This window comes from Faecalibacterium sp. I3-3-33, from assembly GCF_023347295.1.
Classification (GTDB): domain Bacteria; phylum Bacillota; class Clostridia; order Oscillospirales; family Ruminococcaceae; genus Faecalibacterium.
This window is the reverse complement of record NZ_CP094469.1, coordinates 823,010-847,658: the sequence shown is the minus strand read 5'-3', so window position 1 is coordinate 847,658 and position 24,649 is coordinate 823,010. Positions and strand designations below refer to the sequence as shown.

The window sequence follows — 24,649 nt, the reverse complement described above, 5'->3', positions numbered from 1 at the left end:
TTGCAACTGATTTTAAGATAGAGAGGAATTTCCCGTGAAAATTTTAAAAGTAAAATGTCTTGCCCCCACCCGGCTGGACAATTATCTGACCCAACAGTACCCCGCCCTGACCCCCGGCCGACTGAACAAGGCGCTACGGGAGAACAAGATCAAGCTGAACGGCAAAAAGCAGCCGCTTTCCACCCGCGTGATGGCAGGCGATGAGATCAAGCTGTTCATTCTGGACGATGTGCTGGACGCCGACCGCCGGGTGGAAGGCCCCGCGTGGAAAAACGCCCGCACCCCGGCGCAGGTGGTGTACGACTGCCCGCAGATCCTGATCGTGAACAAGCCCGCCGGCGTTGCGGTGGACGGTCCGGAGGACGATACTCTGCTGAACCGCGCGCTGCTGTACCTGAACAAGCAGGGCGAGTACAAGGAGAACGACCTGTACACCCCCGCCTTGTGCCACCGGCTGGACACCGGCACCAGCGGCCTTGTGATCATTGCCAAGACCCCGGAGGCTGAGGAGCTGTTTCTTTCCGCCATCAAGAACCGCGAGGTGCAAAAGACCTACCTCTGCGTCACCTTTGGCCGTCCCATGCCGCCGGACGCCACCTTGGGCGGCTATCTGCTCAAGGACGCCGACCGCGGCATCGTGAAGATCGTGGAGGACAAGCAGCCCGGCGCAAAAGAGGTGGAGACCCGGTACGAGACCATCGCCGTCTCCGGCCGTCTGGCACTGCTGAAGGTGCAGCTGATCACCGGCCGCACCCACCAGATCCGCGCCCACATGGCAAGCATCGGCTGCCCCATCCTTGGCGATAGCAAGTACGGCAACAACAGCGCCAACCGGGAGCTGAAATTAAAGTATCAGGCGCTGTGCGCATGGGAGCTGACCATGCCCCGCTTCACCCAGCCGGACTTTGCCTTCCTCAGCGGCAAGACCTTCCACGCCCCGAAGCCGTGGTATTACCAGCAGGTGCTGGACGGCACCTTGAAGTAACAAAAAGCTCAGACCCGCACCATATCCGGGGTGATCTCAGCCAGCGTATGGGCACCACACATCTGCATGGTGTCGGCCAGTTCTCCGGCAAGCTTATCGATGTAGCACTTCACGCCCTCTGCGCCGCCGCCGTAGACAGCAGTCACGAAGGGGCGGCAGATCAGCACGCCGTCTGCGCCCAATGCCAGCGCCTTGAACACATCCACGCCAGTGCGGATGCCGCCGTCCACCAGCACCTTCACGCCGGTGCCCTTGAGGGCTGCGGCAATCTCCGGCAACACCTCGGCGGTGGCGGGGCACTGGTCCAACACGCGGCCGCCGTGGTTGGACACCACGATGGCAGCGGCACCGGCCTGCTTTGCCTTCAGTGCACCCTTAACGGTCATCACGCCCTTGACGATGAAGGGACGCTCTGCCAGCTGCACGATCTCGGCCAGCTCCTCCACGCTCTTGCTGCCGGCGGGCGGGGTCATGTTCTTCAGGAAAGGCAGACCCGCTGCGTCCACATCCATGGCCACGGCAAAGCAGCCGCTGGCCTTGGCCTGTGCCATCTTCTCGCGGATGGTGTCGATGTTCCACGGTTTGATGGTGGGCACACCGCAGCCGCCCGCAGCGCCGATGGCGCGGGTAGCCATCTCCATCACGGTGGGGTTGGTGCCGTCGCCGGTAAAGGCCGCAATGCCGTTTTCGGCACAGGCGCGCACCAGCACATCGTTATAGGTCATATCGGTGTAGGTATCGGAGTAGTGCAGGTTCACCGCGCCCACGGGGCCCGCAAAGAAGGGATAGCGGAAGCTTTTGCCAAACAGTTCCAGCGTGGTGTCCGGTGCACCGCCGGGGCACAGGGTGTCCATGTTCACCCGGATGTCTGCCCACTTATTATAATTGCGGATGGCGGTATCGCCCACGCCCTTGGCACCCGGGCCGGGGATCTGGTTTTTACAGGCCACGCCGTTGCACACCGGGCATGCCTTGCAGTATTGACCAATGCAGGTACGGGCATTGGCAAGCACTTCAGGATAAGTCATAAAAGCATCCTCCTTATATTTCCCGCCGCTGCGGCACAAAATGACCCGCCGCAGCGCTCTTTGCCCTCAATATAGACCTATTTTAAAGGTGCGTCAAGGGCTTTTTGTGCTTTTCATCCATGCGGCAGAATACTTTCTCTCGTTTTTTCGTCATTTTTAAAAAAGTCTGATTTTTTTCAAAAAAATCCTTGACAAAAAGCCTGCTTTCAGGTATTATAGTGGAGCGCCAAGGGCACCCGCCCAAAGGCAGAACAGAAGATGTGGAAAGATGGCTGAGTTGGTCTAAGGCGCACGACTGGAAATCGTGTAACGTGTCAAAAGCGTTCTGGGGTTCGAATCCCCATCTTTCCGCCAGAAGCCTGAAACAGAAATGTTTCAGGTTTTTTGTTTTGTCTGCAGTTTGCGGCGCTTGACATTTGCGGGCAGTTCCGTTATGCTGAAGCAAATACGTTTTACCGGAAGGAGAGGTTTTCCCATGGCATCTTCCCACAAAAAGCGCACCGGCCTGCGTGCGGCGCTGATCGTTCTGCTGTGTCTGGTTCTGGTGTGTGTGGTGGCTGCGGCAGTGCTGTACAGCTTCGTCAGCCGCAAGATCAAGGCATTCCAGAGCGGTGCCAGCTTCGCGCTGGACTACACCATCACCTCCACCGAGGCCGAGCCCCCCGCCCTTTACGCCCTGCTGGATAAGTTCGGCGGCACCACCGGCAGTCTGACCGGCCAGTACACCCCCCGTGCGGTGCAGCTGGCACTGTACCCGACGGGCACCAGCACCGTCAACGATGCCCCTCTGACCCGGATGTACATCAGCGAGGAAGAGACCCTGTACGACGCCGGACAGCTGTATAACAAGCTGCGCAGCACGGTCGTGGCCGAGTATCCGCTGGCAAGCCTGCTGCTGCCGGGCTGGTCGCTGGGCAGCTACATCTCCCAGGACCAGCTGGCCACCCTGCTGGGGGTAGACCCCGCCGCCACCAGCTTGCAGCAGGTAAACGACTTTCAGCTGGACCTCAAGCAGCTCAAAACCGTACAGCCCGCCAACGCCAAGGAGGGTTACCTCTACCTGCAGCTGCCAAACCTCGCCGCCGGGGAGGATGCGCCGCAGTTGATTCTTGGCATTGAAAAGCAGGGGTTGCTCAAGACCCTGTCCCCCAAGGTGCACATCCTGCTGGATGTGCCCGCCCACCACATCCATGCAGAGCTGACCGGCACGGTGACTGCCGCCCAGACCGTGGTGACCGCACCCACCTCCCGGATGCAGGATTCTGACGTGGAAAGCCTTGTGCAGCTGCGCCAGACCATCGAGAGCATCATTCAGTTCGTGCAGACCGCCGCCCAGAGCGATGCCGCCTCCCCTGCTGCATAAAGCAGGACTATTTTGAATGGTCTCCGCTTCGCTCTGATCATCTTCAGCGGAAAAATTATTTTAAAAAGCAAAAAATCGGACAGACTGCGGTCTGTCCGATTTTTTATGTTCACAGATGGGGTCGTAACGGAAAACGGCATTTGCAGCGCCTGTTTCCTTCGGAAACATTTGCGCTGCGGGGGAAATCTCTAAAAAGCAGAACAATGATTCTGTTTTTACTTCTTTACAGTCTTTTTGCAGGGTGCACGCTTTGCCTTGGGCTTTGCGGCGGCAGGGGCAGTTTTAGCTTCCGCAGCGGGAGCAGCCTTAGCAGCCGGTTCAGCCTTGGCTTCCACTGCGGGCGCAGCCTTCACCTCTGCAGCGGGAGCAGCAGGCTCTGCCTTTGCCTTAACAGCTTTCTTCGCGGCGGGCTTTTCTGCCTTGACCGGCTCTGCGGCCTTTGCGGCAGGCGCAGCGGGCTTCTCCTCCACCTTCTTGGTGGTGCGGGGCTTGCGGGCTGCGGGCTTCTTGGCGGGAGCCCCTTCCTTGGCCGGAGCGAGTGCTGCCTTGGGCTCGGCAGCGGGTGCTGCTTGCTCAGCCTTAGCGGCGCGCTTTACGCGGTCCTTTACCTCAGAGATGACCCACAGCTGGTCGCCACCGCCGGGCACTTCCTGCCAGATCTGCAGCACTGCGCCCACCTCGGCACCGATGCCCACGGTGTCCACGCACTTGCCGCCTGCCCAGGAGGAGCGCAGACGCACGGTACCCTCCGGGGTGTGCTCCACCTTCCACATCTGGGACGTGCCGCCCACGTCCTCCCACAGGTGCAACCATGTGCCGTTGGCAGTGCCGGTCATGGTCAGATCCAGCAGCTTGCCGGAGGCGCGGTTGCGGATGCGGTACACGCCATCGCCCTCGCGGACAAAGCTCCACTCCTGCTCGGGCTTGTGGTCATACTTGCCCAGACGGACAGTGCCGCCGTCCTTGCTGCCTTCCACTGCCTGAATGACATTGCCGGTGTGAGCGGCAATGGTATAAAAGCGGTCGGCCTCGATCACAGTTTGTGCTACGGATTTCATGTATAAATCCCTCCCAATCATAAAATGCACAGATTTTTCCAATTCCTTCTTATAAAGAATACCACATATCGTGATTTTTCACAAGCAATTCGACAATTCTTTAGCACTTTATATAGAAACCATCCTGTTTTCGCCTGCTTTTTCGCCCCTTCGCAGGGGAGAAATGCCGTTTTTTCTCCCTCTCGACATTTTGCCGAAACTGCGTTATACTGTTTCTATTAGGACTATCTGCCGCTCTGGAAGGGGCGGCTTTCTCGTTTTTGAAGGAGGATATTTGCCCATGACCCAGCAGGACCGCACTGCGGTGCAATATCATAAAATGACCGAGACCCCTATCCCCCGGCTGATCCTCAGTCTGGCCGCGCCCACGATTTTAAGTATGCTGATCACCAGCATCTACAATCTGGCCGATACCTTTTTTGTGGGGCGCATTTCCACCAGCGCTTCCGGTGCGGTGGGCGTCGTTTCCAGCCTGATGGCCATCATTCAGGCGCTGGGCTTTATGCTGGGGCACGGCTCCGGCACCATCATCAGCCGCCGCCTGGGCAGTCAGGATACCCACGCCGCCACCCGCTTTGCTTCCACCAGCTTTTTTACGGCACTGGCCTTTGGCGTAGTGCTGGCGGTAGTCGGCCTTGCAACCCTGCCGGACTTTATGATGCTGTTGGGCAGTACCAAGACCATCCTGCCCCATGCCTGCGCCTACGCCCGCCCCATCCTGCTTGCCGCACCTCTGATGATCTCCAGTCTGGTGATGAACAACATCCTGCGGTATGAGGGCAAGGCGAACCTTGCCATGGTCGGGCTGGTCACCGGCGGGCTTTTGAACATCGCGCTGGACCCGCTGTTCATGTTCGTTTTAGGGCTGGGCACTGCCGGTGCCGGGATTGCCACCGCCCTTAGTCAGACCATCAGCTTTGGCATTCTGCTGTATATGTTCCTGTGGGGCAAAACGGTCAGCCAGTTCCGGCTTTCTGCCATCACCCGGGAACCGCGCGAGTTTTTGCAGATTCTTGCAGGCGGCGCGCCCAGCTTTGGCCGTCAGGGGCTGAACAGCATCGGCGGTATGCTGCTGAACATTGCCGCCCGCAGCTACGGCGATGCCGCCGTGGCGGGCATGAGCATCGTGTCCCGCATTTTTCTGTTCATCCTCTCGGTGGCCATCGGCGTAGGACAGGGCCTGCAGCCGGTGGCGTCCTTCAACTACGGCGCGCGCAAGTACCACCGGGTGCAGCAGGCTGCCGTCTTTACCCTGAAAGCCGCCTTTGTGCTGCTGGTGGTGCTGATCGCGGTGTGCTGGTGGAACGATGAGACTTTGATCCGCCTGTTCCGGGACGACCCGGAAGTCACCGCCGTAGCACTGCCCGCCTTCCGCTACCAGTGCTTTGCCGTCCTTTTGCAGCCGGTGATCGTAGTGGCCAACATGACCTTCCAGAGCGTTGGCAAGGCCGGGCGCGCCACCTTTCTGGCCTGCTGCCGACAGGGCGTGTGCTTTATCCCGCTGATCCTTGTACTGCCCCGGGTGCTGGGACTTGTGGGCGTGGAGCTCTGCCAGCCCATTGCGGACACGCTCACCTGCTTCATTTCTCTGCCCTTTTTGCTGGCCTTTCTGCGGCAGCTGGAGCAGATGGACAAGGGAGAAGCGTCCCATGCCCCGGCACAGCTGTAATGCAATTGTAACCGTTTTTAGCCGCATTTTTCTGCAAACTCTGCAATGAAAAATGCGGCTGTTTCGTATTCTGAGTGAACGGAAAAATTTTCCTCCCTGTTTTTTGCAAAGGAGTGGTTTTTATGAAGCGTGTTGTCTTGCGTATCGGCTGTGGGGCGGTCTGCGCCGCCCTTGCCCTTACTTTAGGCTGCGGTTGCGCCCTGCTGCCGCCCGCTACCGGCGTGCCGGGCGCTGCAAGCTCTGCCGTTTCTGTACCCACGGACGACAGCGGCAAGCCCCTGTACGACCCAGCCGTGCTGAACGATGGCCGTCTGCGGGCGCTGTACTGCTACGGCCGTTCCGGAAGCAGCACCACCATCCTGTGCGGCAGCACCCCGCTGCACCAGTCTACCCGCAGCGAAAACGTCTCACTGGTGCAGGACAGTGCCACCGGCACCGCAGACTACTGGCTGCGCAGCTGGTCCGACTCCACCGGCCGGGGCGGGCGCCGCACCGCCCTGTACGACAAGACCGGCACCGAAGTGCTGTCCTTTGAGGGCGAGCAGAGCGCCACTCTGCAAAACGGCCTGCTGGTACTGCAGGAGAGCCGCCTTGTTGATGGCGGATACGTCCCGGAATCCGGTTATGGCACCTGTCAGGTCATCGACCTTGCCACCGGTGCTGCGCTGCCGGTACCGGAGGGCGCATACAGCTGCACCCTATGCGGCGATAAGCTGGTGTTCAGCTGCTACGCCCGCCCGGAGGGACTGGACAATTACGACTGGGATACCGACTACCAGCAGAACAGCTGGGTGGTGGTGCAGGAGAAGGACGGCACCCCCGTCTACCGCGCCGAGGCCGCCTCGGCCTACCGCCTTTTCTACGACAGCGACACCCTAAGCGACTGGGTGGAACTGGACGTTGCCGCTGGGGCTGAGACCACCGACCAGATTTTGTACAACGTCCTGACCGGCGAGCAGTGCACAGGCTTTTTGCAGGTCTATCCGGGCGGTCTTGCCAGCTTTTCCACCGGTGACGGCCGGTACGAGCTGCGGGATATGACCACCGAGGACCGCGGACTGATCGCCGCCTTTGACGAGCAGCCCAGTCAATATTTCCCGGGCTATGTGGTAACATGGCACAGCGGCGAGGATCACGGCTACGAACTCTATGATCTGGAGACCGGCGCAAAGACCCCGCTGTACGATGTAGACGCCACCGACAGCACCGTAGCTGTCTACGCGCTGGACGGCAGTCTGCGGGTGTACAGTAAGGACAACGGCAAGCTGCTGACCGACACCACCGTAGAACCGGTAGAGCACCAGCAGCGGGTACGGATGAGCAACTGCGGCAGCGGCTATGTCTGGCTGGAATTGCAGGATAACGACCGCTACGAGACCACCGCCACCCGGCTGTACGGCCCGCAGGGGCTTGTCAGCGACCTGACCGCCCTGCAGGGCAAGTACAGTTACATCAACTACCTGACCACCGACCCCAGCGGCAGACCCATGTTCTACGGCAGCCGCGCCGCTGCGGGCAGCGCCTACGGCAACGTATGCGATGTGCTGGATGCAGACGGCAAGGTAGTATTACAGGGGCTTGCCAGCTGCACCGGGTACTATTCCAACAGCCTGAACGCCCTGCCCGACCATGTGTTTGCCGCACAGCGGGGCTTCTATGTGGGCTGGATGGACACGAGCGGCAACTGGCTGTACTGCCAGAGTATTTTCTCGTCTGCCTCTGCGGACGATGAACCGAGTTACGGCTATTGAGTTAGGAGGGCTTTCTTATGAAAAACGCTAAAATTTCCCGCCGCAGCTTTCTGCTGGGGCTGGCTGCCTGCTCCGCTGCCGGGGTACTGACCGCCTGCAAGGGCACGGATGCGCCCTCCGGCAGCACCGCTTCCTCTGCCGCAGAGCAGCCCGCATCCTCTGCTGCTTCCCCGACTGTGCAGCAGCCGGAGCCTTTTCTGACCGTGGAGGAGTTTCCCCCGCTGGACGGCAGCACCGCCTGCATCCCCCTGATGGCGCAGATGCTGGCCGATACCACCGGCATGGACTTGGAAGAAGCCCGCAGCAGCATTACCGTGAGCACCACCGCCTACGCATGGGAAAACTTTGGCCTGTACGACACCACCACCCGGATGCTGGTGGTGTACGAAGCGCCGGACTATGTAAAGGAAGAGCTGCAAGAGGCCAACGTACAGCTGGAACAAAAGCCCATCGGGGTGGACGCGCTGGTGTTCATCGTCAACGAGGACAACCCTGTGCAGGCGCTTAGCCAGCAGCAGCTGCGGGACATCTACGCCGGGAAGATCACCAACTGGAAGGATGTGGGCGGCAAAGATCAGGCTATCGTCGCCTTCCAGCGCGGCGAGGACTCCGGCAGCCAGACCCTGTTCAAAAAGCTGCTCATTCAGGGCGGTGCGCTGATGACCCCGCCCTCTGAGTTGGCTCCCGCCGCCATGGGTGAGCTGGTGGACAGCATTGCCGATTACAACAACAGCGCCAACGCCATCGGTTTTTCCGTGTATTACTACATCGACCAGATGTACTCTAAGCCCGGGCTGCGGCTGCTGGCGGTGGACGGTGTGACCCCCGGCAACGACACCCTTGCCGACGGCAGCTACCCCCTGTGCAACGATTTTTACGCCGTCATCCACCCGGATGCCGCCGCCGACAGCCCGGAGCGCATCCTGTATGACTGGCTGGACACCGACGCCGGGCAGGACTGCATCAAAAAGTCCGGCTATGTGGCCGTCGGCCCGCAGACCACCGTCACCATCGTGGATTGAAATTGACAGACCTTCTCTCGTCTGCTACAATAAAGGTAGGATTTTGTCGATCTTTATGCAGCAGAATGCCGAAAGGAAGGTCTTACTATGGAACATCCCTCTCACCCGGTAGAAAGCCACTGGCGCACCTCCCTGCGCAACCGCATTATTCAGGCTTCCAGTCTGCTGGAAGTGCTGTTGTCCGGGCTGGTGCTGATCGGTCTGCTGCTCAGCGTTGTGCCCCTGATCCGCTGGATGCCCGGTCTGCTGTTCGATGGCAACGAAGCAGAGATCCGCACCTTTCTGGAGCGCAGTCTGGATATCGTGATCGGCATCGAGTTCATCAAGATGCTGGCCAAGCACAGCCCCGGCAGCAGCCTTGAGGTGCTGCTTTACGCCATTGCCCGCCATCTGGTGGTGGGGCACGATTCCGCTGTGGAGAACCTGCTCAGCGTGGGTGCGATCGCGCTGATCTTCATTGTGCGCAAGTTCTTCTTTGTCCCGGCCTTTGGCGCACACCTGCCGGACGGCCACCCCGCGCCGGATCTTACCCCCGCCCAGAGCGGCATCCCCGCCGACTGGTTCCGTCGGCGGCATTCCGAAGCAAAGCCTGAGGAAGAGACCGAGACAAAGGAATAATCATACACAAAAAACCACCCCGCAGTGGCCGGTAAACGGCTGCTACGGGGTGGTTTACTATTTTTTGTTACTTTTTGCCGTGACGGCCAAAGCGGTACTCCTTGCCCTCGCGGATGCGCTGGATGTTGGAGCGGTGCATATAAATGACCATTGCGCCCATGATCACCGAGCCGATGGCGCACACGGTAAGGTCGGCGGCAGAGTAGCCCCGGAACACGCCGTACAGAATGGTGAGCACCGGGTAAAGTGCCGCCATGGTCACGCTGCCCAGAGACACCATGCCGGTGGGCAGCAGGCAGGCCAGAAAGATGACCGCCAGAAAGGGGATCAGCACCGGCTGGATGGCCAGAATGGTGCCGCCCGCCACCAGCACACCCTTGCCGCCCTTGAAGCCGAAATACAGGGGCTTCAAATGGCCGATAATGGCAAAGATGGCAGCAAGGTACACCGCAAGATACGGCGAGAGCGTAGTGCTCTCCGGCATCAGGGTGAACAGCCAGCGGCCGATGCACACCGCCAGCACGCCCTTGAGCACATCACCGAAAGCGGTAAGTGCCGCTGCCTTTTTACCGAAGGTGCGCAGCATATTGGTCATGCCTGCAGCGCCGCTGCCGTACTTGCGTACGTCATCGTGGTACAAAAACTTGCTGACGAGGATACCGGTGTCGATGCTGCCCAGCAGATACGCCTGCACGGCGGACACCGCAGCGATGAGAACAGATTCCATCATCTGAGCCCTCCTGACGTGTTATACGTCCTTGGCACCCACTTCGCCGGAGCCGCGCTCCCGCACGACCAGACGGATGGGCGTGTGCTCCAGACCAAAGTTTTCGCGGATCTGGTTGATGAGATACCGCTGATAGCTGAAGTGGAACAGGTGCTTTGCGTTCACGAAGGCCACGAACGTGGGGGGACGGGTAGAGGCCTGCGTCAGGTAGTAGATCTTCAGGCGGCGGCCCTTGTCGCTGGGGGGCTGCATCCGGGCGGTCGCGCGGGCCAGCATCTCGTTCAGCACGCCGGTGGGCACGCGGGCATCGTTCTCGGCGTCCACATCCCGGATGAGCTGCATCAGCTTGTTCACGTTGTAGCCGGTCTGGGCAGAGATGAAGATAATAGGTGCATAGCCCATAAAGCTGAAGCACTCGGCATAGCCGCGGCGCTGCAGCTCCATGGTGTTGGTCTCCTTGCCTTCCACGGCATCCCACTTGTTCACCACAATGATGCAGGCCTTGCCCTGCTCGTGGGCGTAGCCAGCCACCTTGCTGTCCTGCTCGGTAAAGCCGACGGTGGCATCCACAAGGATCAGCGCCACGCGGCTGCGCTCCACAGCAGCCAGGGCACGCACCACCATGTAGCGCTCCAGACCATCGCTGATGTTGCTGCGCTTGCGCAGACCGGCGGTATCGGTAAAGATGAACTTGCCGTAGGCGTTGTCCACCGGGGTGTCGATGGCATCGCGGGTGGTGCCGGCCTCGTTGGCCACGATCATGCGGTTCTCACCCAGAATGCGGTTGGTCAGGCTGGACTTGCCCACGTTGGGGCGACCGATGATGGCAACAGGGATACGGTCCTCCTCCACCACGGTCTCGCTGAAGTCCAGATGGGCGCACACTGCATCCAGCAGATCGCCTGTGCCGTGACCGTGCACGGAAGAAATGGGCATCACCTCGTCAAAGCCGAGGTTGTAGAACTCGTACAGCTCCATGGGAGCCTCGCCCACCTTGTCGCACTTGTTCACGGCAAGAATGATGGGCTTGTGGCTGCGGCGCAGCATGTGCGCCACGTCCTCGTCGGCTGCGGTCAGGCCGTTGCGCACGTCCGTAACCATGATGATGCAGTCGGCGGTGTCAATAGCGATCTGCGCCTGCTCGCGCATGTGGGCCAGAATGCCCTCGGTGGCCTTGGGCTCGATGCCGCCGGTATCCACCAGCAAAAACTCGTGGCCGTTCCACTCGCAGTTGGCAAAAATGCGGTCGCGGGTAATGCCCGGGGTATCCTCCACAATGGCAAGGCGCTGGCCGCACAGCTTATTGAACAGGGTGGATTTGCCCACGTTGGGGCGGCCCACCACTGCTACGATCGGTTTGCTCATGGGGTCTCCTCCTTTCTTAAAAGGGGTAAAATACTATAAAAATGGCGTTATCAGCTGCCGCTCTTTCTTCTGCGGGCGATGTGCAGGCCGCTGCGCAGCAAGGCGCGGGCTTCGTCCCCGCCTGCCGTAGGCAGTACCTCCACTTTTACGCCCAGCCGCTCCCCCAGCTGCTCCACCGTGATATCGTCAAGGAAGGTATCCTTTTCCTCCCGCAGCATCACAGCCGGGATGCCCAGCGTTTTTGTAGCAAGTTTGCCAGCACACTGGGCAATGATATCGGTGGCGGTGATCAGACCGGTCACACCCACATTGCCGCCGAAAAAGCGGTTCTGGATGGTGTGGACGTGCACGGTGATCATGGGGTACTGGCGGTGCAGCTCCTCCATCATGCGGGTGATGAGGGGTGCTGCCATGGTGCCGGTGACCACGTCCAGCTCCTTGGTGCCGTAGATACGGTGGGGCTTGTCCAGTTCTGCCAGAAATTCTTCCTCAAACAAGCGCATCATGCCCACGCCGTTTTCCAGCTGGTCGTAGTCCTCGTAGAACGCCGCCGCGGGGATGGGGCGGCCCGCCTTGAGGTACCATTCATCACTGGGGTAGATGATGCGCTTGCCGTGGCGGCGCTTACATTCATCGCCGAATTCTTCCATAATGTCGATGACCTCGGCGCTGGTCCTTGCATCGTAGGGCACCTGCGGGTACAGATTTTTGCGGTAATCCGTAATGCCGCAGGGCACGGCTGCAATGCTTTGCACCATGGGGGTCAGCTCCAGCAGGTCGGCAAGGGTGCGGCGCAGCTCGTCGCCGTCGTTGATGCCGCGGCAGAGCACCAGCTGACAGTTGACGGCAATGCCGCCCTCCACCAGACGGGGCAGGTACTTGAGCACCTCGCCGCCGCGCTTATTGGCCAGCATCCGCACCCGCAGCTGGGGGTTGGTGGTGTGCACCGAGATATTGATGGGCGAGATGTGCATCTTGATGATGCGGTCGATCTCGTGATCCTGCATATTGGTCATGGTGATGTAGTTGCCGAACAAAAAGCTCAGCCGCTCGTCATCATCCTTAAAATACAGGCTCTCGCGCATACCCGGGGGCATCTGGTCGATGAAGCAGAACATACAGTGGTTGGAGCAGGTATGTTTTTCATCGCCCAGATAGGTCTTGAACCCGCAGCCAAAGGGGCCGCGCTGCGGCCGCTGCACCTCCCACTCCCGGATGCCGTCTGCCACGCGGGCCTTCAGGTGGAAGCTGCTGCTGTCGGTATAAAAATCGTAGTCCAGCGAGTCGTTCAACTCGTTATCGTCCACGCTCAGCAGTTCGTCGCCGGGGGCAAGGCCAAGAGCCTCGGCCTCGCTGCCGGCATCCACCTGCTCGATCCGTATCGCCATCTGCATCCACCTCCTTTAAAGCACAAGAAGGGGAAGGCTTTGCGCCCTCCCCTTCTGTACATAACACCATTATGCCACCAATTACGCGCAAATTAGGCCTTCTTGATGACTTCCTCGCCCTTGTAGTAACCGCAGTTGCCACATGCCTGGTGGGGGAGCTTCAGAGAGCCGCAGTTGCTGCACTTCACCAGTGCGGGGGCCTCCAGCTTCCAAACATTGCTGCGACGCTTGTCGCGGCGGGCCTTGGAAAGATGTCTCTTAGGTACTGCCATATTTTTGCACCTCCTTGATGGGTTTATCTGTTCAGCAGTGATTTAAGGATCGCGAGCCTAGTGTCTACGGGGTCATCGGTCTGCTCTGCCGGTGGGCAGGTGCATTCCGCCTTTTTCTTACCGCACTGCGGGCAAAGCCCGGCGCAGTCGGGGCTGCAAAGCAGCACCGTGGGGATCTGGAACATGAACTCCTGATTGAGCCATTCGTCCACGTCCAAGTGTCCTTTTTCGTCCAGCGGAAGATCGAAATCCGGGTCATCCAGATCCCGCTCCTTGACGATCCACTCCGTATCGACTGTCTCTTCCCGGGTGACCGGGTCCAGACAGCGGGCGCACTCTCCGTGCACCGATGCCTTTGCCCGCAACGTTATCTGGACCTCGTCGCCATCGGTCTGCGCGTCAAAGACGGCTGTGACCGGCTGCGGGATCCTTGCGCCGGCATAATCATACGCAGATAAATCACACTGAAACTCTGCATGGTACGGTTTTGCGCCGACTGTGATAAACTTTCTCAGGTCAAATTGCATAGTACACCTCTGAAAAGGCTGCTTTGTTAGTATAGCGCCAAAGCAACCCTTTGTCAACACCAAAACAGGCAGAAAACCGAAAAAATTTATTTTTCTCCGGTCTTCTGCCTGTTGGAAAAGCCTTTAGCCCTGTTCTTTTATCAGATCACAGGTACTTCTTCACATCATGGGGCAGTGCGGCCTCGTCTGCGCTGACGGTCACGGTGACCTTGACGCTGTCGCCGGCAATGGCTGCCATCTCGTCCAGCACAACGCCCAGACGGTTGATATCGTGATCCAGCACCTTCAGGATGCCGTCAATGTACAGGTCGGTGATGTCGTAGTTGCTTGCCATCAGGCCGGCCACAAAGCCGTACAGCATTTCGCCGCCGAAGATCTTGTACTCGTCCAGATCGATCAGACGTGCTGCAGGAGCGATGTCGTAGGTGAGCTTCATGCCCTTTTCCACGACGACCACGTTGCCTTTGGAGGTCTTGACCGCGTCGTTGATCTGGTCGATCATAGCCTTGGTCTTGCCGGAGCCCTTGGTACCAACAATCAGTTTAATCATAGTTCAGTCCTCCTGTATTTTCCACGCCTTGCGGCGGGAGATCATTTTTAACGTTCGGCTTTTACTTCAGCTTTGCTTCCAGCTCTGCGGTCAGGCCCTCGTAGCCGGGCTTGCCCAGCAGGGCGAACATATTCTTCTTGTAGCTTTCCACGCCGGGCTGGTTGAAGGGGTTCACGCTCAGCAGGTAGCCGCTGCAAGCGCAGGCACGCCAGAAGAAGTAGATCAGGTAGCCCACATTATAAGCAGACAGGTCGTCCACCTCGATCAGCACCTCGGGCACGCCGCCATCGGTATGTGCCAGAATGGTGCCCTCCATGGCCTTGCGGTTGACCACGCTCATGTTCTGGTTTGCAAGGAAGTTCAGGCCGTCAAAGTTGCCCTCCAGCGGGTCGATGAACAGATCCTGCGCGGGCTTCTTCACGTCCACGATGGTCTCGAACATGATGCGGGCACCTTCCTGAATGAACTGACCCATGGAGTGCAGGTCGGTGGAGAAGATGCAGCTTGCGGGGAACAGGCCCTTGTTGTCCTTGCCCTCGCTCTCGCCGAACAGCTGCTTGTACCACTCGTTCATCAGGGTGAAGTCCGGCTCGTAGCACTCCAGGATCTCCACAGCCTTGCCCTTGCGGTACAGGATGTTACGGATGGCGGCGTACTTATAAGCATCGTTGTCGGGGCTCAGCACGGAGAAGCGCTCCATAGCGTCGGCAGCGCCCTGCATCAGAGCGTCGATGTCGATGCCGGCAGCGGCGATGGGCAGCAGACCCACAGCGCTCAGCACGGAGTAGCGGCCGCCCACGTCATCGGGAACTACAAAGGTGGGCCAGCCCTGTGCGTCAGCCAGCTGCTTCAAGGTGCCCTTGGCACGGTCGGTAGTGGCGTAGATGCGCTTGTTGGCTTCCTCCACGCCCATCTCCTTTTCCAGCAGCTCGCGCAGCACACGGAAGGCCAGAGAGGTCTCGGTGGTGGTGCCGGACTTGGAGATGACGTTGATGGAGAAGCGCTTGCCCTTGCACAGGCTGATGATGTTGTTCAGGTAGGTGGGGCTGATGCTGTTGCCGCAGAAGTAGATCTTCAGACCATCTTCCAGCTCGTTGTGGTACATACCCTTAACGGCCTCCACAACAGCGCGTGCGCCCAGATAGCTGCCGCCGATACCAGCCACCACCAGAACGTCCGAGTCCTCGCGGATCTTGGCAGCGGCTGCCTTGATGCGGGCAAACTCTTCCTTGTCATAATCCCGGGGCAGAGTCATCCAGCCCAGAAAATCGCTGCCGGGGCCGTTCTTGGCTTCCAGCTGCTTATGGGCGGCTTCTACCTGCGGGTAGATGGCTGCATATTCCTCTTCGCTGATGAAGCTGGAGAGGTGTTTCGTGTTCAGTGCGACACTCATTTTATTAAAACCTCCAAACGATCTGCCGGGCCTTTGCCCTGCGAGGAAATATCTTGGTATAAGTGTACCGTTCCCTCCGGGTAAAGTCAAGGTCAAATTCCTTAGATTTCATACAATTTTAATAGTGTTTTTTTGTTTCTTCATCCAGATTTGTTCAGGTATCCAACAGTCCCGCCGGGCGTCCGGCTCACTTTTGTGCGCTGAAGCGCCTTTTTCGGCACAGGGTCAGGCTGCTGTCCCCCGCAGGCTGTCCCACAGCATCTGCAAAGCGGTGTCAAACTCCATGCGGGGCGCATCGGCGGCGGCGCACACCGGGTACTCCCCCTGTACTGCTTCGCCGCACAGCAGCTGCGCCTTGCCTACCGTCTGTCCCCGGGTCACCGGGGCCTCCAGTGTCTCGGGCAGTTCCAGCTGCACGGTCAGCTGACCGGCGCTTTCGGCGGGCAGTAACGCGGTCTGCGGCAGAGCTGCGTAATCCAGCGGCACGGTCTCCTCCGTGCTGCCCTTTACCTTTAATTGCAGCGGACGTTCCTGCGGCAGGGGCACCGGTGCGGCGCGGTAGGCCGCAAAGCCGTAGTCCAGCAGGGTGGTGGCGGCTTCGAACCGTTCCTTGCTGGAGGGTGCCCCCAGCACCACTGCAATAAGGTTCAGCCCGTCCCGGGTGGCGCTGGCGGTAATGCACACCCCCGCTCCGCCGGTGGTGCCGGTCTTGAGCCCGGTGATGCCGTTGTACCGCCGCAGCAGCTTATTGGTGTTCACCAGCTGGGTCTGCCCGCCCCGCAAAGTGTCCGTCCAGATGCCGGTATAGTGCAGCACCTCCGGGCAGGTATTCAGGATGGTGCGGCTCATGATGGCTACATCCCGTGCGGTGGAAAGATGCCCTTCTGTGTCCAGCCCGCAGGCGTTGCGGAAGGTGGTGTGCTCCATGCCCAGCTCTGCGGCGCGGGCGTTCATCTGCTGCACAAAGGCAGGCTCGCTGCCGCCCACCAGCTCCGCCACTGCCACCGCCGCGTCATTGGCCGAGGACACACAGATGGCCTTGAGCATCTCGTCCAGCGTGAACTGCTCCCCGGGCTCCAGCCAGATCTGACTGCCGCCCATGTGGTAGGCGTGCTCGCTAACCGGCACAGCGGTGTCCATGGTCAGCCGCCCGGCGTGTACCGCTTCAAAGGTGAGCAGCAGGGTCATCACCTTGGTAATGGAGGCGATGGGCATGGTCTGGTCGGCGTTCATCTCGTAAAGCACCGTGCCGCTGGTCTGGTCTATGAGCATCGCCGCCCGGCAGGGCAGGGTAAGCTGCGGCGGGGTGACCGTCAGGGTCTGCACAGCCGGTTCCGCCTGCGTTTGCACCGCCGGCTGGATGCGCAGCCCCTTGCCCTGCGCCGTGCCGAAGGCCAGCGCAAACAGCCAGAAGCAGACCACCCCTGCGCACAGCAGCGCCAGATTTCTCCGTTCCATTCCTCATACCTCCCCGCGCAAACTCTCTTTTTGCAGTGTATGCCGCCGCCCGCGCCGGTATGCCGCTGGGCAGTTTGCTCAGTTTTGGCGCGTAAATTCAGCATTTATATACAAAGTATGAACGCATCTGTTGCAAAACGCTTTATTTTGCGGTATGCTATGCTTAACAGGAGATTTCCTGTATTTTGGATGTATTGATTCAATTTTGGAGGGATTTTTATGAGCACGATTTCTCGCCGTTCTTTTCTGAAGCTGGCCGGTGTTACTGCGGTTGCCACCGCCGGTGCTTCCATGCTGACTGGCTGCTCTCTCGTCAAGTATGTCACCATTATCCCCATTCTTAATGGTGAAGTCATTCAGGGGGAGAGCCTTTCGGTTCCTTTGCCCGGCTTCATTGAAAATTACGATTGGGCATTCGATATGGTGATGCCCATTGTAAAAAAGAAGTACGCCAACATTCCCGGCTTCAACGAGGTTCAGTTCGAGTTGGATAAAACCTTCCGCGATGAGAACAACATCCCCGCTTGCCGCGTTTTCACTGATTCCGAGACTGGCAAGGATATGATGTATCTGGCCGTGAAGTGCAACGTGATCAACGGCACCATCGCCATCCGCAGTACCGATGGCAAATACACGAAGTTTATCTCCGATGTTTCCCTGCCGGATACCCTGAGCGAGCTTCCCAAGGAATATGTTCAGAAGCTGCTGGATAAAGAGGCCGCAAATCAGCCTAATTGCACCATCACTCTCGCTGACCGCGCCGACAACTGCAAGGTCGTCAAGAGCTTTGATGGCAAGTCCTTCAACGTTGACATTTATGTTGACATAAAGGCAAAGTAAGTATTTTCTCCACCGTTTCCCGGGGATGGACATTTGTCCATCCCCTTTTTGCTGCCGTTTTTCCACCTTCTGCCGCCGGGCGGTGCAATTCCGGTCTTGCGTGCTGCCGTTGTTTTGTTATATAATAAGGAGTGAACCCTATTTTTATCCCATTTTGTGGAAAGGAACCCCTCTCATGCGAGTTTGTTTTTATACCTTGGGCTGCAAGGTCAACCTGAACGAGACCGGCGCGCTGGAACAGCTGTTCCGCGCCAACGGCTTTACCATTGCGCAGGAAGGCGAAGCAGCGGACGTGTTCATCGTGAACAGCTGCACCGTGACCAACTTCGGCGACCAGAAAAGCCGCAAGTGGCTGCGCCGCAAAAAGCGCGAAAACCCCGGTGCGGTGACAGTGCTGACCGGCTGCTACCCGCAGGCCTTCCCGGAGGAGGCCGCACAGTTCATGGAAGCCGACCTTGTGTGCGGCAACGGCGACCGCAAGGCCATCTTGGAGAACGTACAGAAGCTGCTGGACGGTCACGAGCGCATCGTAGCCATTGCCCCGCACCAGCGCGGCGAGCAATTCGAGGAGCTGCCGGTGGAGCGGTTCGAGACCCACACCCGCGCCTTTATCAAGGTAGAGGACGGCTGCAACCGGCAGTGCGCCTACTGCGTCATCCCCCGCGCCCGTGGGCCGGTGCGCAGCCGCGCCGAGGAGAGCATTCTGGCCGAGCTGCACCAGCTGGCCGCCGCAGGCTACCGCGAGGTGGTGCTCAGCGCCATCTCCCTGCCCAGCTACGGGCTGGACACCGGCACGAACCTTGTGGAGCTTGTGGAAAAGTGCGCACAGGTGCCGGGCATCGAGCGCATCCGTCTGGGCAGTCTTGACCCCGATATGCTCACCCCGGAGTTCATCTCCCGCTTGGCAGCGGTGGACAAGCTTTGTCCGCAGTTCCACCTGAGCCTACAGAGCGGCTGCACCGCCACCCTGCGCCGGATGCGCCGGGTGTACACCGCGCAGGAATATGCACAGGTGGTGGAGCAGATCCGCGCCGCCTACAGCAGCCGCCCGGTCAGCTTTACCACCGACTGCATCTGCGGCTTCCCCGGCGAGACGGCGGACGACTTTGAGGAAAGCTGTGCATTTTTGAAGAAGATCGGCTTTGTCAAAGTGCACGTGTTCCCCTACTCCCGCCGCAGCGGCACCCCGGCCTACGATTTCCCGGATCAGATCCACGAGCGGGAAAAGCAGGAGCGCAGCCGCCGCATGAACGCCGTAGCCGAGCAGGTACGCTGCGAAGCACTGGCTGCCTTTGAGGGCACCGAGGACGAGGTGCTGTTGGAAACGCCCCTGTCCGGTACCCTGTTTACCGGCTACACCCGGCTGTACATCCCGGTGGTGGTCTCTGCCCCCGGCTGCGAGAGCGGACAGATCGTGCGGGTAAAGCTGGGCCGCTACGACGGCGAGCGAGTGCGTGCAGCACTTTGCTGAAAATTTTTCATTTTACTTGTACATTCTGTGCATCCGCATGAATACAATAAATTTTTAACAAATTTTGTATTTTGCCCTTTCCATACGCACGTCTTTATGTTAAAATGAAGATGGATTTATCGGGTCCGGCGTGCTGTAAGCAACCAGCACGGTACCATCCGTGCCCGTATAGCGCCGCTTTTATGCCCTGCACACAGGGCAGGCGGCTCCGTTTTTTGGCTGTTTCTGAGCAAGGAGAGATTGGAATGAGTTTCAGAGGAATCAATACTACGGTCATCCAGATCCGCCGTCAGGTGTTTACCGAGGTCGCCCGCATGGCTTACGCCAACGTCAAGGGCGAGCAGGCCAACCACCTGATGCGCAAGATCCCCTATACCATCATCCCCGGTGAGGAGGGCAAGCTGCGCAAGGACATCTTCCTGGAGCGCGCCATCGTTGAGGAGCGTGTGCGTCTGGCTATGGGTCTGCCCACCCGCCGCATGGACGAGCACAACAGCGTGGTCTCCGGTCTGGAGGATGCTTCCATCGCCGATAAGTACTATGATCCCCCGCTGGTCAACGTGATCAAGTTTGCCTGCAACCGCTGCCCCGAAAAGCTGGTCAAGGTGTCCGACCTGTGCCAGGGTTGCCTTGCACACCCCTGTATGGAAGTGTGCCCCAAGAAAGCCATCACTTGGGAGAGCGGTCGTTCCACCATCGATCAGGACAAGTGCATCAAGTGCGGCCGCTGCGTCACCGTCTGCCCCTACAACGCTATCGTCAAGACCGAGCGCCCCTGCGCCGCTGCCTGCGGCATGGGTGCCATTCACTCTGACGAGCTGGGTCGTGCCGAGATCGATTACAGCAAGTGCGTCTCCTGCGGTCAGTGTCTGGTGAACTGCCCCTTCGGTGCCATTGCCGACAAGGGCCAGATCTATCAGCTCATTCAGGGCTTCAACCGCGGCGACCGCATCTATGCGCTGGTCGCTCCCGCCTTCATCAATCAGTTCCCCGCTCTGGCTTCCACCGGCAAGCTGAAGGCTGCCCTGAAGGCCATCGGCTTCTGTGATGTGGTGGAGGTTGCCATCGGTGCCGACCTGTGCACCGTGGACGAGGCACACGACTTCCTTGAGGAAGTACCCGAGAAGCTGGACTTCATGGCTACCTCCTGCTGCCCGGCATGGAGCATGATGGCAAAGACCGCTTTCCCCGGCCTTGCCAAGAACATCTCCATGACCATGACCCCCATGGTGTTCACCGCCCGCATGATGAAGCAGGCCGATCCCGATGCCCGTATGTGCTTCATCGGACCCTGCGCCGCCAAGAAGCTGGAGGCCTCCCGCCGCACCGTCCGCTCTGACGTGGATTTTGTGCTGACCTTTGAGGAGCTGGCCGGTATCATCGAGGCAAAGGATCTGGATCTGGACAGCTTGGAAGTCGATCCCGCCGAGATGGATCTGTGCTACGCTTCCGCTGCCGGCCGCGGCTTTGCACAATCCGGCGGCGTTGCCAAGGCCGTTGCCGACAAGATCAAGGAATGGCGTCCCGACATGGAGGTGAAGATCGCCTCCGCACAGGGTCTGGCCGACTGCAAGAAGCTGCTGATGCTGGCCAAGGCCGGTAAGTACAACGGCTACCTGCTGGAAGGCATGGGCTGCCCCGGCGGCTGCATCGGTGGTGCCGGTACCATTGCCGACCCCGTGCGCACCGCTGCTGTGCTGAACAAGTATGTGAAGGATGCCGAGTTCACCGACCCCGAGCAGAGCGCCTTTATGTCCAACATTCACATGCTGAAGGATGACCCCAACTTTGAGGTCTGAGCCGCTATAACGTAACCACCCAAAAGGACGCTGCATCGTCGCAGCGTCCTTTTTATCACACTTTCCACATTTTGTGGTGAATTCGCAACATTTTTGTGAAAGGTTGCCAAGGCGCATTGACAAGACCGTCCGGTCATGTTATGTTAGCATTGACAAATCAGTACCTTATGGGGCATCATATACTCTGTTTCGCCATGCCGCAATTGCGGCAGAAAGGATAAAACATGACTACTGCCTTAAAACGTACCGGCGCTGCCCTGCTGACACTGCTGATGTTCTGTGTGCTCACCTTGGGCGCTTCTGCCGCCGCTAACACTCCCGTGGGAGTCAAATTCTGGAAGGAAAAGTCCGATAAGGAATCCATGGCCAACTCCGGCATTGATTCCGACCGCGAGGCCTCCCTTACCCGCCAGTCCAACGGCACCTATACCCTGACGCTGCCCGTCAAGCAGGTGACCAAGCTCAATGTGACCGGCTACCTGTCCGGCCTGACCATCGGCGATGTGACCTACACCGGCACCCTGACCGGCGAGATCGAAAAGGGCACCGGCATTCTGACCATCAAAAACCTGCCCGGCTCAGTGCTGACCGGCAGTGATGTGAACAAGTCGCTGACCGTGACCTGCAACATCCAGATGGATCTGAGCCTGCTGGGCGAGATCAACACCACCGCCCGGATGTGTATCTGGGCAAAATAAGACGCACGATAAAAAGCGCCGTTCCATCCGGGACGGCGCTTTTTGCTGTTCAGCAATCGATGTGCTTTTCCACAAAGTCGGTGGCCATCTTATCCAGCTGCATCACCGCGTTTTCCGCACCTTTCATCACCTTGCGCACGTTGCGGCGCATCTGGCGCTTACTCTGAGTGGCCATCATGGCACCGGCAGCCCCAAGGGCTGCACCGGCGGCCATGCCCACCACCATGCCTGCGGCAGAATTTTCTCGCTGTTTCATCCTGAATTTCTCCTTTCAGCCTGTCATGACAGGGCTTGCAGTGCTATTATTTCCGTAAAAGAATCTGGTATACGCTTTTTTTATGCTGCAATTTGTGGTATACTGTTGCATGATGCTTTTTATAAGCCGCTGCGCGCGGCTTTTCAGCAAGGAGGTTTTCCTATTTGCAAAAACCCGTTGAACCAAAAAAGATCCTTTGCATCCACGATTTGTCCGGCGTAGGCCGGTGCAGCCTTGCGGTGATCCTGCCCGTGCTTTCGGTCATGGGCTTCCAGCCGGTAGCGCTGCCCACGGTGGTGCTTTCCACCCACACCGGCGGTCTGGGCACCCCCGCCCGGATGGACGGCAGCGCCTACGGCATGGCCGCGCTGGAACACTATCAGGCGCTGGAGCTGCAATTTGATTGTATCTATACCGGCTATCTGGGCGGCGAGGCACAGGTAGCGCTGGCTGAAAAAGCCTTTGCCCTGTGGCCTGCCGCCTACAAGGTGGTAGACCCCGTGATGGGCGATAACGGCAAGGCCTATTCCACCGTTACCCCGGCGCTGATCGAGCGCATCCGCAATCTGTGCCGCGCGGCAGACCTGATTTTGCCCAACTACACCGAAGCGCAGCTGCTTTTGCAGCAGCAGCCCGTCACCGATGAGCTGGACGATGCCGCCGCGCAGGCGCTGGCAGATGCCCTGCAACCGCTGGCCCCCAGTGCGGTGGTCACCGGTCTGCCGCTGGGCAAGTACATCGGCTGTGCCGGTACCGGCACCGACCGCTTCGTCATCAAAAAGCTGCATATCAGCCGCAGCTTCCCCGGCACGGGGGATCTGTACGGTGCTGTGCTCATCGGCTCGCTGCTGCAGGGCAACGCCCTGAGCGCCGCCGCCGATAACGCCGCAGAGTTTGTTTCGCTGGCCATTCAGGGCACGCCTTATACGCAGGACACCCGCTTCGGCGTGTGGTTCGAGCCGCTGCTGCCCCGCCTGTGCCCCCTACGGGAGGAACCTGAGGACATTTTATGATGGACAAGCCGACTTTGAATATCGTTTTGGTAGAGCCCCGCATCCCCCAGAACACCGGCAACGTGGCGCGCACCTGTGCCTGCACCGCCTGCCGTCTGCATCTGGTGGGGCCTATGGGCTTTGCCATTGACGACAAAAAGCTCAAACACGCCGGGCTGGACTACTGGCACTATCTGGACATTACCTATTACGATGGCCTTGCGGACTTTTTTGCCCGCAACAACGGCCCCTACTACTACTTTACCACCAAGGCGCCCCAGCGCTACACCGATGTACAGTACCCGGACGGGGCTTATCTGGTGTTCGGGCGCGAGGACGCCGGTCTGCCGGAAGCGCTGCTTGCGGAAAATCAGGAGCACTGCATCCGCATGCCCATGCGGGACACCTGCCGCAGCCTGAACCTTTCCAACAGCGTGGCGGTGGGCGTGTACGAGGTGCTGCGGCAGTGGGATTTCCCGGAGCTGCTGGATCACGGCCACCTACGAGATTATGAATGGAAATGAGGGAAATTATGAGCAAGATCGCAATTCTGACTGACTCCTCCTGCGATATCCCGCAGGAGATGGCCGAAAAATACGGCATTGATATCATGAGTTTCCACATCCTGCTGGATGATGTGGACTATGTTGAGCGTGTGGACTGCACCAACACCGAATTCTACGATAAGATGCGCGCGGCAAAGGGCGTGCCCTCTACCGCCGCCATCACGCCCATCCAGTTCTGTGAAAAATACTGCCAGTATGTGGACGAGGGCTACACGGATGTCATTCATGTGCCCATCAACAAGTCCGGCTCCTCCACCTACAACAACGCCCTGATGGCACAGGGGATGCTGCGGGAGGAGCGCCCGGAGCATCACCTGAACATCCATCTGCTGGATCCCCACACCTATTCTATGGTGTTCGGCTGGTATCTGTGCGAGATGGCACGCAAACTGCAGAACGGCGCAGAGATCCGCCACGTCATCCACGAATTTGAACAGCAGATGAACTGCATGGAGGTCGTGCTGGGGCCTTACAGCCTGAGGCAGATGAAAAAGAGCGGCCGCATCTCCGCCGCAGCAGCCGTCATGGGCGAGCTGATGGGCATCCGTCCCATCATTACCCTGATCGACGGCAAGACCAAGGTAGAGGCCAAGGTGCGCGGCGATGAAAAAGTCGTGCCCGCCATGGTGGAGCTGTGCCAGAAGCGCGCCGGGGATGTGGAGGACTTTGAGTATATGATCGGCCACACCAACATCCCGCAGGCCGCAGATCTGGAAAAGGCCTGCCGCAAGGCCTTCGGCAAGCCGCCGCTGGCCGTGTTTGAGCTGGGCGGCGTGGTCTCTGCCAACACCGGCCCCGACACCATAGCGCTGACATATACCGGCCACCCCAGAGGTTAAAACCATTTGGAATG

General features: G+C 59.2%; 24 protein-coding genes and 1 tRNA gene. 14 read left to right on the top strand and 11 right to left on the bottom strand.

Features of this window, described 5'->3' with window-relative positions; all coding sequences use genetic code 11:
• Window positions 1–34: 34 nt before the first annotated feature.
• On the top strand, window positions 35–985 hold the full coding sequence (locus tag MTP39_RS03995) for an RluA family pseudouridine synthase (RefSeq protein ID WP_097782507.1): 951 nt from the start codon (window positions 35–37) through the stop codon (window positions 983–985).
• 8 nt (window positions 986–993) lie between these two features.
• On the opposite strand, the gene MTP39_RS03990 is transcribed toward MTP39_RS03995, so the two are convergent.
• Window positions 994–2,013 carry an alpha-hydroxy-acid oxidizing protein gene (locus tag MTP39_RS03990; RefSeq protein ID WP_112090524.1) on the bottom strand — a complete coding sequence of 340 codons (1,020 nt, stop codon included), beginning with the start codon at window positions 2,011–2,013 and terminating at the stop codon, window positions 994–996.
• A 262-nt stretch (window positions 2,014–2,275) separates the two neighbouring features.
• Between MTP39_RS03990 and MTP39_RS03985 the strand changes: the two genes are divergently transcribed.
• Both MTP39_RS03985 and MTP39_RS03980 read left to right on the top strand, forming a co-directional pair.
• Window positions 2,276–2,367, top strand: a tRNA-Ser gene (locus tag MTP39_RS03985).
• 121 nt (window positions 2,368–2,488) lie between these two features.
• Window positions 2,489–3,376, top strand: a complete 888-nt coding sequence (locus tag MTP39_RS03980) for a hypothetical protein (protein WP_249241532.1) — start codon at window positions 2,489–2,491, stop codon at window positions 3,374–3,376.
• Window positions 3,377–3,591: 215 nt separating this feature from the next.
• On the opposite strand, the gene MTP39_RS03975 is transcribed toward MTP39_RS03980, so the two are convergent.
• The gene (locus tag MTP39_RS03975) at window positions 3,592–4,434 is read right to left on the bottom strand and encodes an RICIN domain-containing protein (RefSeq protein WP_249241531.1); all 843 of its coding nucleotides are present in this window, start codon (window positions 4,432–4,434) and stop codon (window positions 3,592–3,594) included.
• Between the two features lie 280 nt (window positions 4,435–4,714).
• Here MTP39_RS03975 and MTP39_RS03970 point away from each other — a divergent pair, with 280 nt between their 5' ends.
• From MTP39_RS03970 to MTP39_RS03955, 4 genes are all read left to right on the top strand, one after another.
• A complete protein-coding gene (locus tag MTP39_RS03970; RefSeq protein ID WP_249241530.1) occupies window positions 4,715–6,103 on the top strand; it encodes an MATE family efflux transporter in 1,389 nt (462 codons plus the stop codon).
• Window positions 6,104–6,225: 122 nt separating this feature from the next.
• Window positions 6,226–7,854, top strand: coding sequence for a DUF5046 domain-containing protein (locus tag MTP39_RS03965; protein ID WP_249241529.1), 1,629 nt, complete (start codon window positions 6,226–6,228; stop codon window positions 7,852–7,854).
• Window positions 7,855–7,871: 17 nt separating this feature from the next.
• Window positions 7,872–8,876 (top strand): substrate-binding domain-containing protein, encoded by a 1,005-nt coding sequence (locus MTP39_RS03960; RefSeq protein ID WP_249241528.1) that lies wholly within the window; start codon window positions 7,872–7,874, stop codon window positions 8,874–8,876.
• 87 nt (window positions 8,877–8,963) lie between these two features.
• Complete coding sequence (locus MTP39_RS03955) at window positions 8,964–9,494, top strand: hypothetical protein (RefSeq protein WP_005920240.1); 531 nt, start codon at window positions 8,964–8,966, stop codon at window positions 9,492–9,494.
• Between the two features lie 67 nt (window positions 9,495–9,561).
• On the opposite strand, the gene plsY is transcribed toward MTP39_RS03955, so the two are convergent.
• The 8 genes from plsY to MTP39_RS03915 all read right to left on the bottom strand — a co-directional run bounded on the left by plsY (window position 9,562) and on the right by MTP39_RS03915 (window position 17,174).
• Window positions 9,562–10,224 (bottom strand): glycerol-3-phosphate 1-O-acyltransferase PlsY, encoded by a 663-nt coding sequence (gene plsY, locus MTP39_RS03950; protein WP_112090658.1) that lies wholly within the window; start codon window positions 10,222–10,224, stop codon window positions 9,562–9,564.
• An 18-nt stretch (window positions 10,225–10,242) separates the two neighbouring features.
• A complete protein-coding gene (gene der / locus MTP39_RS03945; RefSeq protein WP_249241527.1) occupies window positions 10,243–11,586 on the bottom strand; it encodes a ribosome biogenesis GTPase Der in 1,344 nt (447 codons plus the stop codon).
• A 50-nt stretch (window positions 11,587–11,636) separates the two neighbouring features.
• On the bottom strand, window positions 11,637–12,974 hold the full coding sequence (locus tag MTP39_RS03940; RefSeq protein WP_249241526.1) for a DUF512 domain-containing protein: 1,338 nt from the start codon (window positions 12,972–12,974) through the stop codon (window positions 11,637–11,639).
• A gap of 92 nt (window positions 12,975–13,066) precedes the next feature.
• Window positions 13,067–13,246: a 50S ribosomal protein L32 gene (gene rpmF / locus MTP39_RS03935; protein WP_005920250.1), complete on the bottom strand. Its 180-nt coding sequence runs from the start codon at window positions 13,244–13,246 to the stop codon at window positions 13,067–13,069.
• A gap of 23 nt (window positions 13,247–13,269) precedes the next feature.
• A complete protein-coding gene (locus MTP39_RS03930) occupies window positions 13,270–13,773 on the bottom strand; it encodes a YceD family protein (RefSeq protein ID WP_249241525.1) in 504 nt (167 codons plus the stop codon).
• Window positions 13,774–13,918: 145 nt separating this feature from the next.
• On the bottom strand, window positions 13,919–14,323 hold the full coding sequence (locus MTP39_RS03925; protein ID WP_249241524.1) for a hypothetical protein: 405 nt from the start codon (window positions 14,321–14,323) through the stop codon (window positions 13,919–13,921).
• 61 nt (window positions 14,324–14,384) lie between these two features.
• Complete coding sequence (locus MTP39_RS03920) at window positions 14,385–15,716, bottom strand: glucose-6-phosphate isomerase (RefSeq protein WP_005920256.1); 1,332 nt, start codon at window positions 15,714–15,716, stop codon at window positions 14,385–14,387.
• 225 nt (window positions 15,717–15,941) lie between these two features.
• Window positions 15,942–17,174, bottom strand: a complete 1,233-nt coding sequence (locus tag MTP39_RS03915; RefSeq protein WP_249241523.1) for a D-alanyl-D-alanine carboxypeptidase family protein — start codon at window positions 17,172–17,174, stop codon at window positions 15,942–15,944.
• A gap of 219 nt (window positions 17,175–17,393) precedes the next feature.
• On the opposite strand from MTP39_RS03915, the gene MTP39_RS03910 reads away from it, so the two are divergent.
• From MTP39_RS03910 to MTP39_RS03895, 4 genes are all read left to right on the top strand, one after another.
• Window positions 17,394–18,014 (top strand): twin-arginine translocation signal domain-containing protein, encoded by a 621-nt coding sequence (locus tag MTP39_RS03910; RefSeq protein WP_249241522.1) that lies wholly within the window; start codon window positions 17,394–17,396, stop codon window positions 18,012–18,014.
• Window positions 18,015–18,189: 175 nt separating this feature from the next.
• The gene (gene mtaB, locus MTP39_RS03905; protein ID WP_249241521.1) at window positions 18,190–19,485 is read left to right on the top strand and encodes a tRNA (N(6)-L-threonylcarbamoyladenosine(37)-C(2))-methylthiotransferase MtaB; all 1,296 of its coding nucleotides are present in this window, start codon (window positions 18,190–18,192) and stop codon (window positions 19,483–19,485) included.
• Between the two features lie 245 nt (window positions 19,486–19,730).
• Complete coding sequence (locus MTP39_RS03900; RefSeq protein ID WP_249241520.1) at window positions 19,731–21,284, top strand: 4Fe-4S dicluster domain-containing protein; 1,554 nt, start codon at window positions 19,731–19,733, stop codon at window positions 21,282–21,284.
• Between the two features lie 224 nt (window positions 21,285–21,508).
• The gene (locus tag MTP39_RS03895) at window positions 21,509–21,982 is read left to right on the top strand and encodes a pilin (RefSeq protein WP_249241519.1); all 474 of its coding nucleotides are present in this window, start codon (window positions 21,509–21,511) and stop codon (window positions 21,980–21,982) included.
• Between the two features lie 49 nt (window positions 21,983–22,031).
• Here MTP39_RS03895 and MTP39_RS03890 read toward each other — a convergent pair whose 3' ends face one another.
• Window positions 22,032–22,238, bottom strand: coding sequence for a hypothetical protein (locus MTP39_RS03890; RefSeq protein ID WP_097779496.1), 207 nt, complete (start codon window positions 22,236–22,238; stop codon window positions 22,032–22,034).
• A 164-nt stretch (window positions 22,239–22,402) separates the two neighbouring features.
• Between MTP39_RS03890 and MTP39_RS03885 the strand changes: the two genes are divergently transcribed.
• From MTP39_RS03885 to MTP39_RS03875, 3 genes are read left to right on the top strand one after another with little or no spacing between them, the layout of a single operon-like run.
• The gene (locus tag MTP39_RS03885; RefSeq protein WP_249241518.1) at window positions 22,403–23,251 is read left to right on the top strand and encodes a bifunctional hydroxymethylpyrimidine kinase/phosphomethylpyrimidine kinase; all 849 of its coding nucleotides are present in this window, start codon (window positions 22,403–22,405) and stop codon (window positions 23,249–23,251) included.
• A complete protein-coding gene (locus MTP39_RS03880) occupies window positions 23,248–23,754 on the top strand; it encodes a tRNA (cytidine(34)-2'-O)-methyltransferase (RefSeq protein ID WP_015536909.1) in 507 nt (168 codons plus the stop codon). The genes MTP39_RS03885 and MTP39_RS03880 overlap by 4 nt, the downstream gene beginning before the upstream one ends.
• Window positions 23,745–24,635 (top strand): DegV family protein, encoded by an 891-nt coding sequence (locus MTP39_RS03875; RefSeq protein WP_249241517.1) that lies wholly within the window; start codon window positions 23,745–23,747, stop codon window positions 24,633–24,635. Before MTP39_RS03880 ends, MTP39_RS03875 begins: the two co-directional genes overlap by 10 nt.
• Window positions 24,636–24,649: the final 14 nt, after the last annotated feature.

What these genes read in the sequence shown, in the direction of transcription:
- MTP39_RS03880 (WP_015536909.1), top strand. Translation starts at nt 23,248, where the DNA reads ATGATGGACAAGCCGACTTTGAATATCGTTTTGGTAGAGCCCCGCATC.
- MTP39_RS03965 (WP_249241529.1), top strand. Translation starts at nt 6,226, where the DNA reads ATGAAGCGTGTTGTCTTGCGTATCGGCTGTGGGGCGGTCTGCGCCGCC.
- MTP39_RS03920 (WP_005920256.1), bottom strand. Translation starts at nt 15,716, where the DNA reads ATGAGTGTCGCACTGAACACGAAACACCTCTCCAGCTTCATCAGCGAA.
- MTP39_RS03875 (WP_249241517.1), top strand. Translation starts at nt 23,745, where the DNA reads ATGGAAATGAGGGAAATTATGAGCAAGATCGCAATTCTGACTGACTCC.
- MTP39_RS03925 (WP_249241524.1), bottom strand. Translation starts at nt 14,323, where the DNA reads ATGATTAAACTGATTGTTGGTACCAAGGGCTCCGGCAAGACCAAGGCT.
- MTP39_RS03930 (WP_249241525.1), bottom strand. Translation starts at nt 13,773, where the DNA reads ATGCAATTTGACCTGAGAAAGTTTATCACAGTCGGCGCAAAACCGTAC.
- MTP39_RS03970 (WP_249241530.1), top strand. Translation starts at nt 4,715, where the DNA reads ATGACCCAGCAGGACCGCACTGCGGTGCAATATCATAAAATGACCGAG.
- MTP39_RS03910 (WP_249241522.1), top strand. Translation starts at nt 17,394, where the DNA reads ATGAGCACGATTTCTCGCCGTTCTTTTCTGAAGCTGGCCGGTGTTACT.
- MTP39_RS03975 (WP_249241531.1), bottom strand. Translation starts at nt 4,434, where the DNA reads ATGAAATCCGTAGCACAAACTGTGATCGAGGCCGACCGCTTTTATACC.
- MTP39_RS03895 (WP_249241519.1), top strand. Translation starts at nt 21,509, where the DNA reads ATGACTACTGCCTTAAAACGTACCGGCGCTGCCCTGCTGACACTGCTG.
- MTP39_RS03940 (WP_249241526.1), bottom strand. Translation starts at nt 12,974, where the DNA reads ATGGCGATACGGATCGAGCAGGTGGATGCCGGCAGCGAGGCCGAGGCT.
- MTP39_RS03900 (WP_249241520.1), top strand. Translation starts at nt 19,731, where the DNA reads ATGAGTTTCAGAGGAATCAATACTACGGTCATCCAGATCCGCCGTCAG.
- MTP39_RS03915 (WP_249241523.1), bottom strand. Translation starts at nt 17,174, where the DNA reads ATGGAACGGAGAAATCTGGCGCTGCTGTGCGCAGGGGTGGTCTGCTTC.
- MTP39_RS03980 (WP_249241532.1), top strand. Translation starts at nt 2,489, where the DNA reads ATGGCATCTTCCCACAAAAAGCGCACCGGCCTGCGTGCGGCGCTGATC.
- MTP39_RS03955 (WP_005920240.1), top strand. Translation starts at nt 8,964, where the DNA reads ATGGAACATCCCTCTCACCCGGTAGAAAGCCACTGGCGCACCTCCCTG.
- rpmF (WP_005920250.1), bottom strand. Translation starts at nt 13,246, where the DNA reads ATGGCAGTACCTAAGAGACATCTTTCCAAGGCCCGCCGCGACAAGCGT.
- plsY (WP_112090658.1), bottom strand. Translation starts at nt 10,224, where the DNA reads ATGATGGAATCTGTTCTCATCGCTGCGGTGTCCGCCGTGCAGGCGTAT.
- der (WP_249241527.1), bottom strand. Translation starts at nt 11,586, where the DNA reads ATGAGCAAACCGATCGTAGCAGTGGTGGGCCGCCCCAACGTGGGCAAA.
- mtaB (WP_249241521.1), top strand. Translation starts at nt 18,190, where the DNA reads ATGCGAGTTTGTTTTTATACCTTGGGCTGCAAGGTCAACCTGAACGAG.
- MTP39_RS03990 (WP_112090524.1), bottom strand. Translation starts at nt 2,013, where the DNA reads ATGACTTATCCTGAAGTGCTTGCCAATGCCCGTACCTGCATTGGTCAA.
- MTP39_RS03960 (WP_249241528.1), top strand. Translation starts at nt 7,872, where the DNA reads ATGAAAAACGCTAAAATTTCCCGCCGCAGCTTTCTGCTGGGGCTGGCT.
- MTP39_RS03890 (WP_097779496.1), bottom strand. Translation starts at nt 22,238, where the DNA reads ATGAAACAGCGAGAAAATTCTGCCGCAGGCATGGTGGTGGGCATGGCC.